Origin of the sequence: Micromonospora sp. SL4-19 (assembly GCF_047921475.1) — a bacterium.
In the GTDB taxonomy this organism is placed as follows: domain Bacteria; phylum Actinomycetota; class Actinomycetes; order Mycobacteriales; family Micromonosporaceae; genus Micromonospora.
This window is the reverse complement of sequence record NZ_JBLROB010000011.1, coordinates 93,709-108,032: the sequence shown is the minus strand read 5'-3', so window position 1 is coordinate 108,032 and position 14,324 is coordinate 93,709. Positions and strand designations below refer to the sequence as shown.

Annotated in this window: 14 protein-coding genes, 1 tRNA gene and 3 pseudogenes; 7 read left to right on the top strand and 11 right to left on the bottom strand. The window is 72.7% G+C overall.

Annotated elements, in window-relative coordinates:
* Nucleotides 1-32: 32 nt before the first annotated feature.
* Nucleotides 33-1,394: a dipeptidase gene (locus ACNAVT_RS16630; protein ID WP_416297235.1), complete on the bottom strand. Its 1,362-nt coding sequence runs from the start codon at nucleotides 1,392-1,394 to the stop codon at nucleotides 33-35.
* Nucleotides 1,395-1,499: 105 nt separating this feature from the next.
* Entirely contained in the window at nucleotides 1,500-2,123 is a 624-nt protein-coding gene (locus tag ACNAVT_RS16625) for a uridine kinase family protein (RefSeq protein WP_416297320.1), read from the bottom strand.
* Between the two features lie 174 nt (nucleotides 2,124-2,297).
* On the opposite strand from ACNAVT_RS16625, the gene ACNAVT_RS16620 reads away from it, so the two are divergent.
* Nucleotides 2,298-2,699 (top strand): rhodanese-like domain-containing protein, encoded by a 402-nt coding sequence (locus ACNAVT_RS16620; RefSeq protein WP_416297319.1) that lies wholly within the window; start codon nucleotides 2,298-2,300, stop codon nucleotides 2,697-2,699.
* Here ACNAVT_RS16620 and ACNAVT_RS16615 read toward each other — a convergent pair.
* From ACNAVT_RS16615 to ssb, 3 genes and pseudogenes are all read right to left on the bottom strand, one after another.
* Nucleotides 2,595-4,277, bottom strand: a pseudogene (locus ACNAVT_RS16615) (cobyric acid synthase); the annotation flags it as partial. The gene ACNAVT_RS16620 and the pseudogene ACNAVT_RS16615 overlap by 105 nt on opposite strands.
* A gap of 113 nt (nucleotides 4,278-4,390) precedes the next feature.
* Nucleotides 4,391-5,395, bottom strand: a pseudogene (locus ACNAVT_RS16610) (cobalamin biosynthesis protein); the annotation flags it as partial.
* A gap of 91 nt (nucleotides 5,396-5,486) precedes the next feature.
* Complete coding sequence (gene ssb / locus ACNAVT_RS16605) at nucleotides 5,487-6,227, bottom strand: single-stranded DNA-binding protein (RefSeq protein WP_416297233.1); 741 nt, start codon at nucleotides 6,225-6,227, stop codon at nucleotides 5,487-5,489.
* Nucleotides 6,228-6,539: 312 nt separating this feature from the next.
* Here ssb and ACNAVT_RS16600 point away from each other — a divergent pair, with 312 nt between their 5' ends.
* Complete coding sequence (locus ACNAVT_RS16600; protein ID WP_416297231.1) at nucleotides 6,540-6,959, top strand: HPF/RaiA family ribosome-associated protein; 420 nt, start codon at nucleotides 6,540-6,542, stop codon at nucleotides 6,957-6,959.
* An 85-nt stretch (nucleotides 6,960-7,044) separates the two neighbouring features.
* Nucleotides 7,045-8,073 carry an alpha/beta hydrolase gene (locus ACNAVT_RS16595; RefSeq protein WP_416297229.1) on the top strand — a complete coding sequence of 343 codons (1,029 nt, stop codon included), beginning with the start codon at nucleotides 7,045-7,047 and terminating at the stop codon, nucleotides 8,071-8,073.
* A 9-nt stretch (nucleotides 8,074-8,082) separates the two neighbouring features.
* Here ACNAVT_RS16595 and ACNAVT_RS16590 read toward each other — a convergent pair whose 3' ends face one another.
* Entirely contained in the window at nucleotides 8,083-8,823 is a 741-nt protein-coding gene (locus ACNAVT_RS16590; protein WP_416297226.1) for a hypothetical protein, read from the bottom strand.
* Nucleotides 8,824-8,985: 162 nt separating this feature from the next.
* Here ACNAVT_RS16590 and ACNAVT_RS16585 point away from each other — a divergent pair.
* The 4 genes from ACNAVT_RS16585 (at nucleotide 8,986) to ACNAVT_RS16570 (ending at nucleotide 11,430) form a co-directional block, all read left to right on the top strand.
* Nucleotides 8,986-9,061: transfer RNA gene (locus ACNAVT_RS16585), tRNA-Arg, on the top strand.
* A gap of 156 nt (nucleotides 9,062-9,217) precedes the next feature.
* The gene (locus ACNAVT_RS16580) at nucleotides 9,218-9,853 is read left to right on the top strand and encodes a hypothetical protein (protein ID WP_416297225.1); all 636 of its coding nucleotides are present in this window, start codon (nucleotides 9,218-9,220) and stop codon (nucleotides 9,851-9,853) included.
* Between the two features lie 251 nt (nucleotides 9,854-10,104).
* Entirely contained in the window at nucleotides 10,105-10,584 is a 480-nt protein-coding gene (locus tag ACNAVT_RS16575) for a hypothetical protein (protein WP_416297222.1), read from the top strand.
* 300 nt (nucleotides 10,585-10,884) lie between these two features.
* Nucleotides 10,885-11,430, top strand: coding sequence for a GNAT family N-acetyltransferase (locus ACNAVT_RS16570; protein ID WP_416297220.1), 546 nt, complete (start codon nucleotides 10,885-10,887; stop codon nucleotides 11,428-11,430).
* A gap of 498 nt (nucleotides 11,431-11,928) precedes the next feature.
* Here ACNAVT_RS16570 and ACNAVT_RS16565 read toward each other — a convergent pair whose 3' ends face one another.
* The 5 genes and pseudogenes from ACNAVT_RS16565 to ACNAVT_RS16545 form a co-directional block, all read right to left on the bottom strand.
* On the bottom strand, nucleotides 11,929-12,477 hold the full coding sequence (locus tag ACNAVT_RS16565) for an alpha/beta hydrolase (protein WP_416297218.1): 549 nt from the start codon (nucleotides 12,475-12,477) through the stop codon (nucleotides 11,929-11,931).
* 120 nt (nucleotides 12,478-12,597) lie between these two features.
* Nucleotides 12,598-13,137, bottom strand: a complete 540-nt coding sequence (locus ACNAVT_RS16560; RefSeq protein WP_416297216.1) for a hypothetical protein — start codon at nucleotides 13,135-13,137, stop codon at nucleotides 12,598-12,600.
* 163 nt (nucleotides 13,138-13,300) lie between these two features.
* Nucleotides 13,301-13,504, bottom strand: a pseudogene (locus ACNAVT_RS16555) (dihydrofolate reductase family protein); the annotation flags it as partial.
* Between the two features lie 148 nt (nucleotides 13,505-13,652).
* Nucleotides 13,653-14,075, bottom strand: a complete 423-nt coding sequence (locus ACNAVT_RS16550) for a PIN domain-containing protein (RefSeq protein ID WP_416297214.1) — start codon at nucleotides 14,073-14,075, stop codon at nucleotides 13,653-13,655.
* Nucleotides 14,072-14,293 (bottom strand): type II toxin-antitoxin system VapB family antitoxin, encoded by a 222-nt coding sequence (locus tag ACNAVT_RS16545; protein WP_416297212.1) that lies wholly within the window; start codon nucleotides 14,291-14,293, stop codon nucleotides 14,072-14,074. Before ACNAVT_RS16545 ends, ACNAVT_RS16550 begins: the two co-directional genes overlap by 4 nt.
* Between the last annotated feature and the right edge of the window lie 31 nt (nucleotides 14,294-14,324).

Here is a 14,324-nt window from a genome sequence, read left to right as displayed (position 1 = left end):
CACCGGCGACGAAGTTACGGTTCCGACGCCCGCTAGTTCCGGTGTGTGCCCGTCTCGGCGACCTTGGCCAGCAGCAGCGCCTCGGCCAGGCAGACCCGGGCGAACTCGCCCAGGTGCAGGCTCTCGTTCGGCCCGTGCGCCCGGGCGTGCGGGTCCTCCACGCCGGTCACCAGGATCGCCGCCTCCGGGAACATCTCCTGGAAGGTGGCGATGAACGGGATCGAGCCGCCGACGCCGATGTCGACCGGGTCGGTGCCGTCCCAGGCACCCCGGAAGGCCTCCCGCGCCGCCTCGAACATCGGCCCGGTGGCGTCGATGACGCAGGGGGCACCGTCGTGCTCGAAGGTCACCGTCACGTCGGCGCCCCACGGGGCGTGCTTCTCCAGGTGGGCGGTCAGCGCGGCGTACGCCTGCTTCGGGTCGTCGCCCGGCGCCAGCCGTACGCTCAGCTTGGCCTTGGCCGACGGGACCAGCGCGTTCGGGGCCTCGGCGGTGGCCGGGGCGTCAATGCCGAGCACCGCGAGGGCCGGCTTGGTCCAGAGCCGCTCGGTGATCCGGCCGGTGCCGAAGAGTTCGGCGACCAGCCCGGCCTCGGCACGGAACCGGTCCTCCGGGTAGTCGACGCTGGCGCCCGCCCGGCCGACCAGCCCCTCGACCGCCACGTCACCGGCGTCGTCGTGCAGCGTCGCGAGCAGCTTGACCAGCGCGGTGAGGGCGTCCGGCACGGCACCGCCGAACATGCCGCTGTGCACGGCGTGGTCGAGGGTGCGCACCTCCACGAAGCAGTTGACGATGCCGCGCAGCGAGGTGGTCAGCGCGGGCACGCCGACGTCCCAGTTGGTCGAGTCGGCGATCACGATGACGTCCGAGGCGAGCTCCTCGCGGTGCTCGGCGAGCAGCCGCTCCAGCGAGTCCGAGCCGTACTCCTCCTCGCCCTCGATGAAGAGGACCACGCCGACCGGGAGCTGGTCGCCGAACGCGCGCAGCGCGGCGACGTGCGCCATGATGCCGGCCTTGTCGTCGGCGGCGCCCCGGCCGTAGAGACGGCCGTCCCGCTCCACCGGCTCGAACGGGTCGGACAGCCAGAGCGAAAGGTTGCCGACCGGCTGGACGTCGTGGTGGGCGTACATCAGGACGGTGGGCGCGCCGGGCGGGGCCGGCTTCTTCCCGATCACCGCCGGCTGCCCGCCGGAACGCACGATCTTCGTGTCGAGGCCGCAGCCGCGCAGCAGCTCCGCCACGGCCTCGGCGGAGCGCTCCACGTGCGAGTGGTCGAAGCCCTCGAAGGCGATGCCCGGGATACGGACGAGGCGTTCCAGGTCGGCACGGACTCCGGGCAGTTCACGCTCGACGGCGGCCCGTACCTCGGACTCGGACAGGATCGGTGTGGTCATGACCGGCATCGTATGTCGGCCTTACCGCAGGCCACCCCCGAGGCCACCCGCCGCCTCGGACACCCGCCAGCGGTCCGCCCGGTTACCGCCGCACGGCCGGCCCGGTCAGCGGCGGCGGACGTAGTAGCGGTCGGGGTCGTGGGGCAGGCTGGGGGCGGCATCGACCACGAGGTCGGCCGCGGCTTCGGTGTCGTCGACCGCGAAATGCGTCCGCTCCCCGGCGTGCCAGCGGCGCAGCTCAGGCAGGATCTCCGCGCCGTCGCGAGCAAGTGCCCGGGACAGCCGCAATGGCGCCGGTGCGGTGACGAAGACCGACAGGGTCAGCTCCGGCCGGATCGCGGCACGTGCGGCGCTCACGCCCTCCACGATGAGCACCGGCCCCGCGGGCACCGGCATCTCCCGGTCCAGGAAGCACCGCCGCTCCCAGCTGTACCGCCGGTAGGCGCCGGGTCGACCCGCGCGTACCGGCGCGAGCACCCACCGCTCCAGCCGGGGCCAGAAGGTGAACTGGTCCTCCCAGCCGTCCAGCAGGTCGTCGGTCCGGACCACCGGTGGCTGATCGCCGCCGGACAGCGCGGCGACGGCCCCCGCGAGGCGCGCCGCGAAGACGGACTTGCCGGCGCCGCTCGGCCCGTCGACCGCGACCAGTCGGGTACGCCCCAGCCGCGCCGCCCCGGCGAGCACCTGCCGGGCCAGCCCGGAGTACGCCTCGACCACCGCCACCGCCACCGTCACGCGGTCGACGGTAGCGCCGACCGCCGGGGAGCCGATCGACCGCCCGCCACCGGCGCCGTCCACGGTCGGCGAGCGTCCCTCCTTCGCTGGATCCTGCGGTTCAGCGGGCCATTCGCCGGGCGGGCCGACGTCCCCGCCGGGCATCATCGGGTGGTGCTCCATGACGTGATGACTCCGGGCGTCGACGCCCTGCTGGAACAGGCCCGGGCCGGGCTCCGCCGGCTCAGCCCGCACGAGACCGTCGAGGCGGTCAGCCACGGTGCGCTGCTGGTCGACACGCGTACCGTGGCGCGGCGACGAGAGCAGGGCGAACTGCCCGGTGCGATCGTCATCGACCGGAACGTTCTGGAGTGGCGACTGGACCCGGCCAGCGCGTGGCGCATCCCGGAGGCGACCGGGTACGACCGGGAGATCGTGGTGGTGTGCTGCGACGGCTACAGCTCCAGCCTGGCCGCCGCCAGCCTCCAGGCGCTGGGCCTGCGCCGGGCCACGGACATGATCGGGGGCGTGCAGGGCTGGCGGGAGGCAGGACTGCCGATGTCGGACCGCCCCGCCGACGTGCGGTACTGAGCGCGCCGACCGGCGGCCGAGGCCGGTGCCGGGTCGTCAGACGGCCGGCGCGCCGGGCGGAATGAACGGCAGGGCCGGCGGCGGGCCGGACTCGATCAGCCGCCACAGGGCGTCGGTGTCCAGGTGCTCCTCGACCAGGTCGCCGAGGAGGTCCAGGGTCCGCTCGCGCGCGGCGGCGAACACGGTGTCCGGGGCGACCTTGAAGCCGGTGCGCCCGGCCAGCTGGGCTACCTCGGTGAGGAACCGGCGGCGGAACTCGTCGGACTCGAAGGCCCCGTGCCAGTGGGTGCCGTGCACCGCCCCGAGCCGGGCGCCCTCGCCGGTGCCGTCGGCGTACCGCAGCAGCGACGGCAGGCCCGGATCGGCTGCGGAGACGACGCCGTGGTGGATCTCGTACCCGTGGACCGGGACGTCGCCGGCGGCCGTGCCGGTGGCGCGGCCGACCGTCTTGTGCGGGTCGAAGGTGATCTCGACGGGCAGCAGCCCGAGCCCGGGGACGCTGCCCTGGCCGCTCTCCACCGGGTCGTGGATGGCCCGGGCCAGCATCTGGAACCCGCCGCAGATGCCGAGCAGCGGCCGCCCGGCGGCGGCGTGTGCGGTGATCGCGTCGGCCAGGCCGGTCTCCCGCAGCCAGGCCAGGTCGGCCACGGTCGACTTGGAGCCGGGAAGCACCACCAGGTCGGCGGCGGCCAGCTCGGCCGGCTCGATCGTCAGTCGCACCCGCACCCCCGGCTCGGTGGCGAGCGCCTCGACGTCGGTGGCGTTGCTGATCCGGGGCAGTCGGACCACCGCCACGTCGAGCCAGTCGGTGCCCCGGGGCGCCGCCGGCCGGCCGAGGACCCGGCCGTACGCGAGCGAATCCTCGGCGTCCAGCCAGAGGTCGAGCGCCCAGGGCAGCACCCCGTACGTGGGTCGGCCGGTGACCCGGTGCAGCATGTCCAGCCCCGGCTGGAGCAGCCCCAGGTCGCCCCGGAACTTGTTGATCACGAAGCCGGCGACGAGGGCCTGGTCGGCGGGGTCGAGCAGGGCGACGGTGCCGAACATCGAGGCGAACACCCCGCCCCGGTCGATGTCGCCGACCACGATGGCGGGCAGCCCGGCATGCCGGGCCAGCCCCATGTTCACGTAGTCACCGGCCCGCAGGTTGATCTCGGCCGGGCTGCCGGCACCCTCGCAGATCACCACGTCGTACGCGGCCCGCAGCTCGGCCAGCGCCCCGTACGCGGTCTCGGCGAGCCGGGGACGCAGTTGGCGGCAGTTGCCGGCGGTGACCGTGTCGACCGCCTCGCCCAGCAGCACGACCTGGCTGGCGTGGTCGCTGCCCGGCTTGAGCAGCACCGGGTTGAAGCGCAGGTCCGCGGCGAGCCCACAGGCGGCGGCCTGCATCGCCTGGGCGCGGCCGATCTCGCCGCCGCGCCCGTCCGGGCCGACCACCACCGCCGAGTTGTTGGACATGTTCTGCGCCTTGAACGGCGCCACCCGCACGCCCCGGCGGCGCAGCCACCGGCAGATGCCGGCGGTGAGCACGCTCTTGCCCGCGTCCGAGGTGGTGCCGGCGACCAGCAGCCCGCCGCTCATCGTCCGCTCCCCCGCCGCGCCCGGCCGCCGGCCACCCCGACGTCATTGGCCACGGACCTGCCGAGGCTCGCCCCATCCACGGCCCGGCCCAGGACTCCGCCGCCCACGGCCCGGCGCGGGGCTCCGCCGCCCACGGCCCGGTGCAACACGGACCGACCGGCGGCGTTGACCAGGCGACCGACGGTCAGCGGGTATGCCGCGGCGAGGCCGAGCGCGGCCAGACCGACCGCGCCGGAGATCCGGGCGGCCCGCTTCAGGTGCCGCGCCTCGGGTCGGGGTCCGTCGCCGAGGAACGGCCGCGTCTCGGAGCGCCCGAAGTAGACGTTGCGCCCGCCCAGCCGGACGCCGAGCGCACCGGCCATCGCCGCCTCGCACTGGCCGGCGTTCGGGCTCGGGTGGTCGTTGCGATCCCTGCGCCAGATCCGCCAGGCGGCTCCCCGGTCCCCGTGGGCGGTCGGCGCGACCGCGATGGTGAGCAGCCCGGTCAGCCGGGCCGGGACCAGGTTGAGCAGGTCGTCCAGGCGGGCGGCCGGGGTGCCGAAGCGGGCGTGGCGGGGCGAGCGGTGGCCGACCATCGCGTCGAGCGTGTTCGCCGCCCGGTAGCCGAGCAGGCCGGGCAACCCGGCGACCGCACCCCAGACCAGCGGCGCGACGACCGCGTCGGAGGTGTTCTCGGCGACCGACTCGACGGTGGCCCGGGCCAGCTCCGGCTCGTCCAGCGCCGCCGGATCCCGGCCGCAGAGGTGGTTGAGTCGGCGGCGGGCAGCGGGCAGGTCACCGTCGCGCAGCGCGCGGGCCATCACGGTCGACTCGTGCCGCAACGTACGGCCGCCCAGCACGGTCCAGGTGCCGGCGGCCACCAGCGCCGCGCGCGCCAGCGGCCGGCGCCGGGTAGCGAGCGTGGCGGCGACACCGAGCAGCACCGGCGCGCCGACGGCGAGCGTGGTGAACGCCGCCCCGGCTGCCCGGTCCGGCCGGTAGATCCGCTGCTCCAGCGCGCCGGCCGCCCGCCCGAAGCCGGCCACCGGGTGCCACCGCCGGGGGTCGCCGAACAGCGAGTCCAGGGCGTAGCCCGCCACCAGTCCCGCCGCGTTCGCCATGGCGGTCGCCTGCCGCACCCGTCACCACCTCCGGCCGGCCAGCCTAGTCGTACGGCGGGATGGCCACGCCGGCGTCGCCACCCCGCCCTCCGATGAATGAACCGGTGGCTCAGGCGGGCACCGGCGTCCGCCGCCGACCCCGCCGCGCGGGACCGGTTGGGGTGACACCCTCGACGTCGCCGGCGCCGGTCGTCTCGTCGGTGCCCTCGCCGGGCTCGGCGGCCAGCTCGTCGTCGTCATCGACGCCGCCGGCCGGCTCGTCGAACGGGTCGGCCAGCCCGTCGAAGTCACCCGCCGGCCCGTCCGGGTCGCCCGGCAGCCCGTGCCCGGCCCGCGCGACGGCGAACTCCGGCAGCTCGAACTCGTCGTCGAACGGCCGGTCGTCGAGCGAGGCCGGCGCCTGCGCGACCGGCACCGACTCGGTCGCCTCGCCATGCACCCGGCGCTCCGCCTCGGCGTCCTCGACCGTGCTGGTGGTCATGCCGGGCCGGTTGCGCAGGAACCGCCCCCGGCCGCGCGACAGGTCGTGGCCGACCGCGACCGCCTCCAGCTCGTAGAGGGTGCGGTGGTTACCGGCGTCGTCGGTCCAGTCGCGGGTGTAGAGCCGGCCGGCGACGACCACCGGGTCGCCGACCATCACCGAGGCGGCGACCCCCTCGGCCAGCTTGCGCCAGCAGTTGACCCGCACCCGCAGGCTGTTCCCGTCGACCCAGCGACCGCTGTCCCGGTCGAGGCGGCGCGCGGTGGAGGCGACCTTGAAGTTGGCCACCAGGGTGTTGCTCTGCGTGGTGCGGCGCCACTCGGGCGCGGTCAGCACGTTGCCGACGATGGTGACGTACGTATCGAACATCGCCCCTCCCAGGGACACTCGGCTTGTCGGGCCGAGCTTCGACCGGCGGGGACCCGGTCGCCAGGCGCACCGGCTGCGGCTGTGGACGACGGGCCGGGCTGTGGACAACCACCTGATCAAGGTCCCATCTGCTATGGACCATGGCCCCTGTGGCGGCGACCTGCGGCGCACCATGATCGGAAGTGCCGGCCGGGACGCCGAAGCCCAGGGGTTCCGGACGCAGCCCGACCGGGTATGGAGTTGATCAACCGAGAGAAAGGGCAGCGAGATGACCTTCCGCGCACCCCGTACCGACGTCCGCGAGGCCCGGCGATGAGCGCCGTGGCGAACCCCGCGACCGTGGCCGAGTGCCTGCGGGTCGGCACCGGGTTCTCCCAGGGCGACCGGAACTGGATCGCCGAGCAGTTCGCGACCCTGGACGCCCGGCTCGCCGGGTTCCACGCCGACGCCACCGAGCTGGAGGTGTCGGTCAAGGACCGGGGCGCCCGGGGGCAGAAGGTGACCCTGGAGTGCTGGATCGCGGGCCGCCAGAAGATCGTCACCACCTCGGCCGAGGAGGACCTGCACGCCGCGCTGCACGACGTCCGGGACGACCTGCGCCGCCGGCTCAACGACGCGAAGACCCGGCAGGAGCCGCGCAACAACAAGCACCTGCGCGACAGTGGCCAGCCCGAGGGCGTGCCGGCCCAGGCGGGACCGGCCGACGAGCGGGCCGACGCGGAGGCCGAGTGAGATCCGCCCGCCCCCGTCCGTGGCGGTGCGCGCGGACGGGGGCGGGGGCTACCGCCGGGTAGCGTCGCGGCGTACCGTCGCGTTCGTGGAACCCGACGTGCTGGGACCGCCGTACGAGCGGCAGACGATCGACCTGGGCGCCGACGACGAGGGACCGGTCGTCGCGACCCTGGTCCGCCGCCGGGCCGAGCGCCCCACCGGCCGGGCGGTGCTCTACGTGCACGGCTTCGTCGACTACTTCTTCCAGACCCACGTCGCCGACTTCTTCGCCGAGCGGGGCTGGGACTTCTACGCACTCGACCTGCGCAAATACGGCCGCAGCCTGCTGCCGCACCAGACCCCGAACTTCTGCCGCGACCTGAGCGAATACTTCCCGGAGCTGGACGCCGCCGCGCAGATCATCCGCGCGGACGAGGGGCACGACACGCTGCTCGCCATGGGCCACTCCACCGGCGGCCTGATCATCTCGCTCTGGGCGCACGCCCGCCGCGAAGCCGGCCTGGTCGACGGCCTCTTCCTCAACAGCCCCTTCTTCGACATCAACGCCCCCTGGGTGGTCCGTCGACCTCTCGCGGCCGCCGTCTCCCGGCTGGGCCGCCGGGCGCCGCACCGCATCCTCCCGTTCGGGCTCGGCACCGTGTACGGCGAGAGCCTGCACGCCGACCACCGCGGCGAGTGGCGGTACGACCTGGCCTGGAAGCCGCTCGCCGGGTTCCCGGTGCGGGCCGGCTGGATCAACGCGATCCGCGCCGGCCAGCGGCAGCTCCGGGCCGGGCTGGACATCCAAGTGCCAGCGCTGCTGGCCTGCTCCACCCGCAGCTACCGGGGCACGAAGTGGCACGAGTCCGCCACCCTCGCCGACGCGGTGCTGGACGTGGGGCACATGGTGCGTTGGGCGCCCCGGCTCGGCCGGCACGTCACCCTGGCCCGCTTCGACGGCGGGCTGCACGACCTCACGCTCTCCGGTCCCGCCGTACGGGAAAGGGTCTTCGCCGAGGCCGGGCGGTGGGCGGAGGCGTTCCTCGGCGCCGGACCGACCGCCCCGGAGCCGGACGGCCCGCCCGCCGCGCGGCGGCCGGCCGACGACCGGGCCGGCGCCACCGCCGAGGGCTGAGCCGGCGGGTCAGCGGTAGCCGGCGGTCGCCTCGGCGAGAGCCGACCTGATCCGGTCGAACGTCGCGAGCGGGTGACCCCCACCGTTACCGGGTAGCACCAGACCGAGGCAGCGCAGGGCGACCTCTCCCTCGGGGCGCGCCTCGACGCCGAACACCGGCGCGCCGACGTACCCCGCCGGCAGCTCGGTGGTGAGCCGCAGCTCGTCGCCGTCCCGGACCACCCGCTCGATCGTCGCCTCCAGCGGTCGCGACCCGTCGTCGGCGACGCCCAACGCCAGCACGAACGCCGAGCTCGGCTCCGCGCCCACGAGGGCGATCGCGTCGGCCCGCGCGGCCACCGCGTCGGTCACCTGCTGGGTGCGCCACCGCCAGCCCCGGTCCTCGGCGTGCCCGTGCAGCCCGCCGGTGGGCATGGCGGCCACGCCGACCTCCGGGAGGTGCAGCCACTGGCCGGCGAAGTCGGGCATCAGGATGCCGTCCGACGCCGCGTCCGCCGGCTCCGTGACGCTCGGCCGCAGACCGATCTCCCCGTACGGCGCCCGGGTGGCCACGTCCGCGCTGAGCAGCCACTCGTGCAGCACGTCCCCGTCGTCCGTGGCACCGACCAGCTCCGTGTGGAAGAAGGCGGTGCCGAAGCCGTCGCCGGGGGCACCGGGGCGGTCGAACTGGGTCACCGGCAGGATGGCCCGCCCGAACAACTGGCACAGCTCGTAGACGATCTCGTTCTCGGTTTCCTGATCGAGCAGCACGACGCCGAGCGTACGGACCGGACCGGGCGCGCGCGGGGCGGGCCGTTACCGGGGTGCCAATGCCGGGTGCCACGTGCGACCCTGAGCACCGACGTGGCCGCGACCACCCGTTCTCCCGGGACGCCCGGCGGCGGTACCCTCTTGGCGCGACATCGTCGACGCGCGCCCGTAGCTCAGCGGATAGAGCAGGGGACTTCTAATCCCAAGGCCGCAGGTTCGAATCCTGCCGGGCGCACCACCGCAATCCCTCGTCGGCGGTTTGCCGCGCTCGGTCGAGGGGGCATTTGTCCTGCGCCGCTTGATGGTTGACGCTGCGGCTTCGGTTGATGTTTGGCACCTGTCGGCCAGGTATCGTCTCGGCTCGGCGAAGATCGTGAGATGGGATGCGACGTTGATGGTGCGCCGGTTCGGGCTCTGCGTAGTGGTCGCGGCAATGCTGCTCGCCGCTTCGGCGTGTGACGGCGCCTCCGAGCTGCCGGGCACGCCCACCGCCGCGGAGGCGAGTGCCTCCACGGGCTCGCCCACCCCCACGCCCACGGCGGCGCCGGTGGCCACACCGAGCCGCGCACCCAAGCCCTCGCCGACCCCACGGTCCTCGGGGACCCCGCGGCCCTCGGCGGCCCCTGCGACGCCCACGACCAAGAAGGCCACGCAAGCGGCCACCACGAGCAACAAGGCGGCCTGCACCGCCGTCAAGGGTCCACTGGAGAAGGCCCTCGCCGGCCTGGTCACGTTGGGCGCGATCGCCACCAGTGCCACCGCGGAGGACGAGATCGCCTCCGCCAAGGCGGAGACGGTCACGCGGCTGGTCAACCTCGAGGCGGCGGCGAACAACGTGGCCGCCGCGCAGACCGACCGCACGCTGCGGAGCAACTTCAGGGCGCTCGCCGTGGCCGCGGGCCTGAAGCACACCAAGATCCGCTCGATCAAGCCCGCCAACGTGGAAGGGCTCCTGAACGTGGCGAGCGACACCGGCGCCCTGGAGGGCGCGGTCAACAAGCTCGATCCGGCCTGCGGCAAATACTGGTAGCCCGCCGCCGGCTGAGGCGATGGGTTCGATGAATTTCACGTCGATCTGGACCCGGTGGTCGGGCAACTGCTTCTCGTACCGCTTCCACCGCTTGTCGTGACGCTTGTAGCGCTGCGACGCTGACTGAGATCGGCCAGGGGCGGATCACCTCGCCGGGCACCTGAGGGCTACCAGCCTCCCCTCACGGCCGGCTCATAGGTACCCTCGGTCGCCCTACAAGTGGCGGCATGGCAGCCGATCGGGAGGCTTCTGTGGGTGTTCTTTACGACTACTTCCGTGCTTCTGACGACGAGGCTGTAGCAAAGCTGATAGCCGCGACCGACGGCGGCCCTGTGGTGCGAGAGGAAGATCCTCCCGCCGTGGATGCCGTGGACGGCAAGGGGATCGATCCGCGCGTAGTCCTCGGCAAGGTCGTCTCATTCGCTCTCGACGTGCCATGGGCCACCGACCTGATCGGGGAGCGACTTATCTGGCCGGACGGCGCTGGCGAGGACCCTGAGTACGAAGGACCCTGGGTCGTCGTACTGAGCGAGCGCGCCCGGGATGCGCTTGCCGAAATCCCGGACGACCGCTTGCCGGGCCTGGCCGAGCGGTGGTCACACATCGAGGAGCTGTCCTACTACAGCGACACGCAGCCGGAGGTCATGCTGCCGCGTTTGCGGGAGCTTGTTGGGCTGGCCCGCAGAGCACGCACGAGCGGGGAAAGCATCTACTGCTGGATCTGCCTCTAGGAACGGTCGACAGCGACCGTTGCGGATCATGAGGTGCGGCATTGGCTGTACAGCCAGCCGTACGGCCAAGCCTGCCCACTGAGGCCGACGCCGCCCGACAACCACGGACGACCTGACCAGGGACAGAGCCGCCCGACCATCCATCCCTGATCTTCTTCTAATCCCAAGGCCGCAGGTTCGAATCCTGCCGGGCGCACCAGTCAGTCACCACGGCCCTTTTACAGGGGACGGGAGCAGCGTGGCGGCCGGGCTCGGACAATGCTGTTGCCGAGCTCCGGCGGGGTTGCATAGGTTCGCCGGATGGTGGAGATCGAGACTGAGCGGCTCGTCCTGCGGGGCTGGCGGGACTCCGACCTGTCACCGTGGACGGCCATGAACGCCGACCCGGAGGTCCGGGAGCACCTCGGGCCGCTACTCACTCCGGCGCAGGCCGCGGCCTCGATGCGCAGCTTCCAGGAGGATCTGGACCGGAACGGGTTCGGCTTCTGGGCTGTGGAGGTCCGCGACACACCGCAATTCGTCGGGTTCGCCGGCCTGGACGTGGTGGACGAGGGCATGCCGTTCACCGGCGTGGAGGCTGGCTGGCGACTGGCCCGGTGGGCGTGGGGGCACGGATACGCCACGGAGGCGGCGCTCGCCGTGTTGCGATACGGCTTTGACAAGGTCGGGTTGACCGAAATCTTGGCGGTAACCACCAGGACGAACCTGCGTTCGCAGGCGGTGATGCGCCGGATTGGCATGACCACGAACCCGAGTGAGGACTTTGACGACCCCGACGTGGACGAGGGTCCCTTACGCCGTTGCGTGCTGTATCGCAAGCGCACGGATGTGGTCTCCCAGGCGTAGGCGAGGTGACACCGACGGCCCGCAAAACGGGCCGAGACTCACCAGCCCACCTCGTCGTCAGATACCTCAACGCCGTACGGCACGACCCGCAGCCTGTCCTTCCTGCGCCCGAGCCGGCGTAGAAATCCGCGCCGACGGGGCTCCGGCTGAGCGCACGGTTCGACGGTCGAGCGCAGAAAGATCTCCCCAGCACGGGCGGCCCTGTCCTTCGCCAGGTGGTCGCCCCACGACTGAGCCTGCCCAGCGCTTGGCGCCGCAACGATGAAGACGGCAGGCCACTCGTAGTCCTCGTCATCGGCGGGCCGTGCGGGATCCCGAAACCACACCACGTACTCGTAGGGTTCGAACGACGGTCCTGGATTCACCTGGCGACTACCAACCCTGTGACGGCCGGCGTTCGCGAACCACCAGTTCCAAGTGGTACCGCTCGGCGAGAATCGCGGACGGGTCTGACAACTGCCCCATGCCGGGCTCCCTCAGGTGTTCGTGGTCAGTGCGCTACCGATGCATCGTCGGCCAGAGAATCCGGTCAAGAAAGTCCTCTACCGCCGTGGCCATCTCGCCCAGCACCACCGCCGACCTCGCGAGTGGTCCCGGCACGCGAAGCCCGTGGTCGGCGCCCTCCACTTCGAACACGTACGGCGACAGCTCGCGAGCAAGCCCCGGGTGCCAACTGCTGTCCGCCGTACCGCCGATCAGCAGGCATGGCGCGCCGGCCCGGCGAAGACCCTCGACCACCTCCGGACGGTGCAGCAACGGCGTGATCCAGATCGCCGGCAGCCCATGCTCGGCGGCGAGATCTGCGGCAAGGGTACCGAGGCTGTTGGCGATGATCAACGGCTGGGGCAGTCCACGCAGCACCGCCGCTATCTGCTCGACCGCCCACGGACCCCGGGCCTCCGGCTCGGGTGGCACCTCGCCCCGCCACGACACGTAGTGCGCCTGCGCGCCACGCAACCGTGCCGCGTCGACCGCGAACAGCTGGTGGGGCAGGTGCCAGCAGCCACCGCTGCCCGGAACGACCAACACCGTTCGCTGGGCCGACATGACGTCCTCCCCCGGCCGGTCCCCGTCTCGCGCACCGTAAGCCCATCAGCCCCATTCGCGCGGTCCCCGCACTGGCAGCCCACCGAGCAGTCCGCCCGCAGGTCTTCCGCTGGGGAACAGTCAGCCGGCGGGCAGCCGCGCCCGGCCCAGCGCCATGATCGCGTAGCCGAGCAGCAGCAGCCCGGTGCCGGTGCCGACGACCAGCCCCGCCGGCACGGACGAGGCGAGCCCGACGACGAGGCCGGCCAGCGCGACGAGGCACACCGCCCCGCCGAGCGGCTTCAGCAGGGGATCGCGCAGCACCGGTGCCAGCGGCACGAAGTGCGCGCCGACGATGGCACTGACCAGCACCGGAATGAACGCCGACCAGCCGGCGAGCCCCAGCAACCAGGCCCCGAGCCCCGCCGCCGCGAACTCCGCGCCGACGATGAGCAGGTAACGCCGGTCGGCGGCGCGGTCGCGCGGCGCGCCGGCATCACGGGAGCGTGCGGCGACGACGGCACCGGTGACCGCGATCACCAGGGCTGCCACACTGCCGACGACCAGCAACGTGTGCCACGGCGGATCCGCCTTCGGCACGCTGAACCAGAGGGTCGCGAAGACCCCGAGGTACAACGCGGTCAACCCGGCCTGCCGACGCATCCCCGTTCGTGTTGTCATCGCCGCCCCCTCCGCATGTGCCTGTCCGCCCGGTTGCCGGACGAGCAGCCCTCGATGATCTTAGGAAGCGGTCGCCGGGTTCGGCCGTCATCCCCTGGACGGTGCCGAAGGTGGGCGCGCCGGCGCTGTCGTAGGTCAGCATCGCCACCCCGCTGGCCGAGGTGCGGGTGTCGGCCAGCAGCAGGCCGGCGGGCGGCACGCCGTCGGCGAAGAGTCGCTGTCCGCGGCCCAGGACCACGGGGAAGACCAGCAGGTGGTACGTGTCGATCAGCCCCAACCGCATCAGCGACCGGGCGAGCGCGCCGCTGCCATGCACCTGCAGTTCGCGACCGGGGCGGTTCTTGAGCTCGGTGACCGCGGTGGCCAGGTCGCCGTCGAGGCGCTGCGACCCCGACCAGGTCAGCTCGTCCGTCCTGCATGACGCCGTCCAGGGTCAGGAACGTGGTGATCGTGAGTCGCATGTTGGTGCCTCCCTCGGTGGCCGGCCCGCGCCGGCTCTCAGGGGCCGTATCGAGTCATGTGATCTCGGGTAGGGCCTGTACCCGTCGCTCGGCGAGATCCGGCAGGTGCCGCGCGGCGGCAACAAAGTCGTTGTCGTCATGCAGGACCACGAGACCGCGGACCGCCGCACACGCGCAGATCAGAAGATCCACGCAGGACAGCGAACGATGCACCCCGGCCCGCAGTAGCCGGTACTGAGCCGACTCCACCCATTGCCACGCCGTCTTCGGAACCGCGACATCGGGATACAGATCAACGAACATCGCGGTCATCTGCTCGTACTCATCCAGGTTGCGAGCCGAGCGCCGAAACTCGGTGCGCTGTGGTTGGCAGGACCCGATCGCGTGGTCGGAGATCACGTCCGCCCAGGATGCCCGCACGGCCGGCTCACGCAGGAGACGCCAGAGGGCCGACGAGTCGGCCAGGTATCGAATCACGCAGCTGGGGCCTTGCCCGCCGTGCGCATCTCCTGCCAACCCTCGTAATCCCAACCTTGCGCGACCGCCGCGTAGTGATCAAGCGCCGCGATGCGGCGATGCCGAGCCGCGTACTCGCGCAATGCGAGGTTCACGGTCTCCTTCTTGCTCTTCGCGCCGGACAGCCGCATCGCCTCGGCGAGCGCGTCATCGTCAAGATCAATCTGAGTTACGGCCATCGGAACCTCCCGTGGGAATGTATGCTCGGCT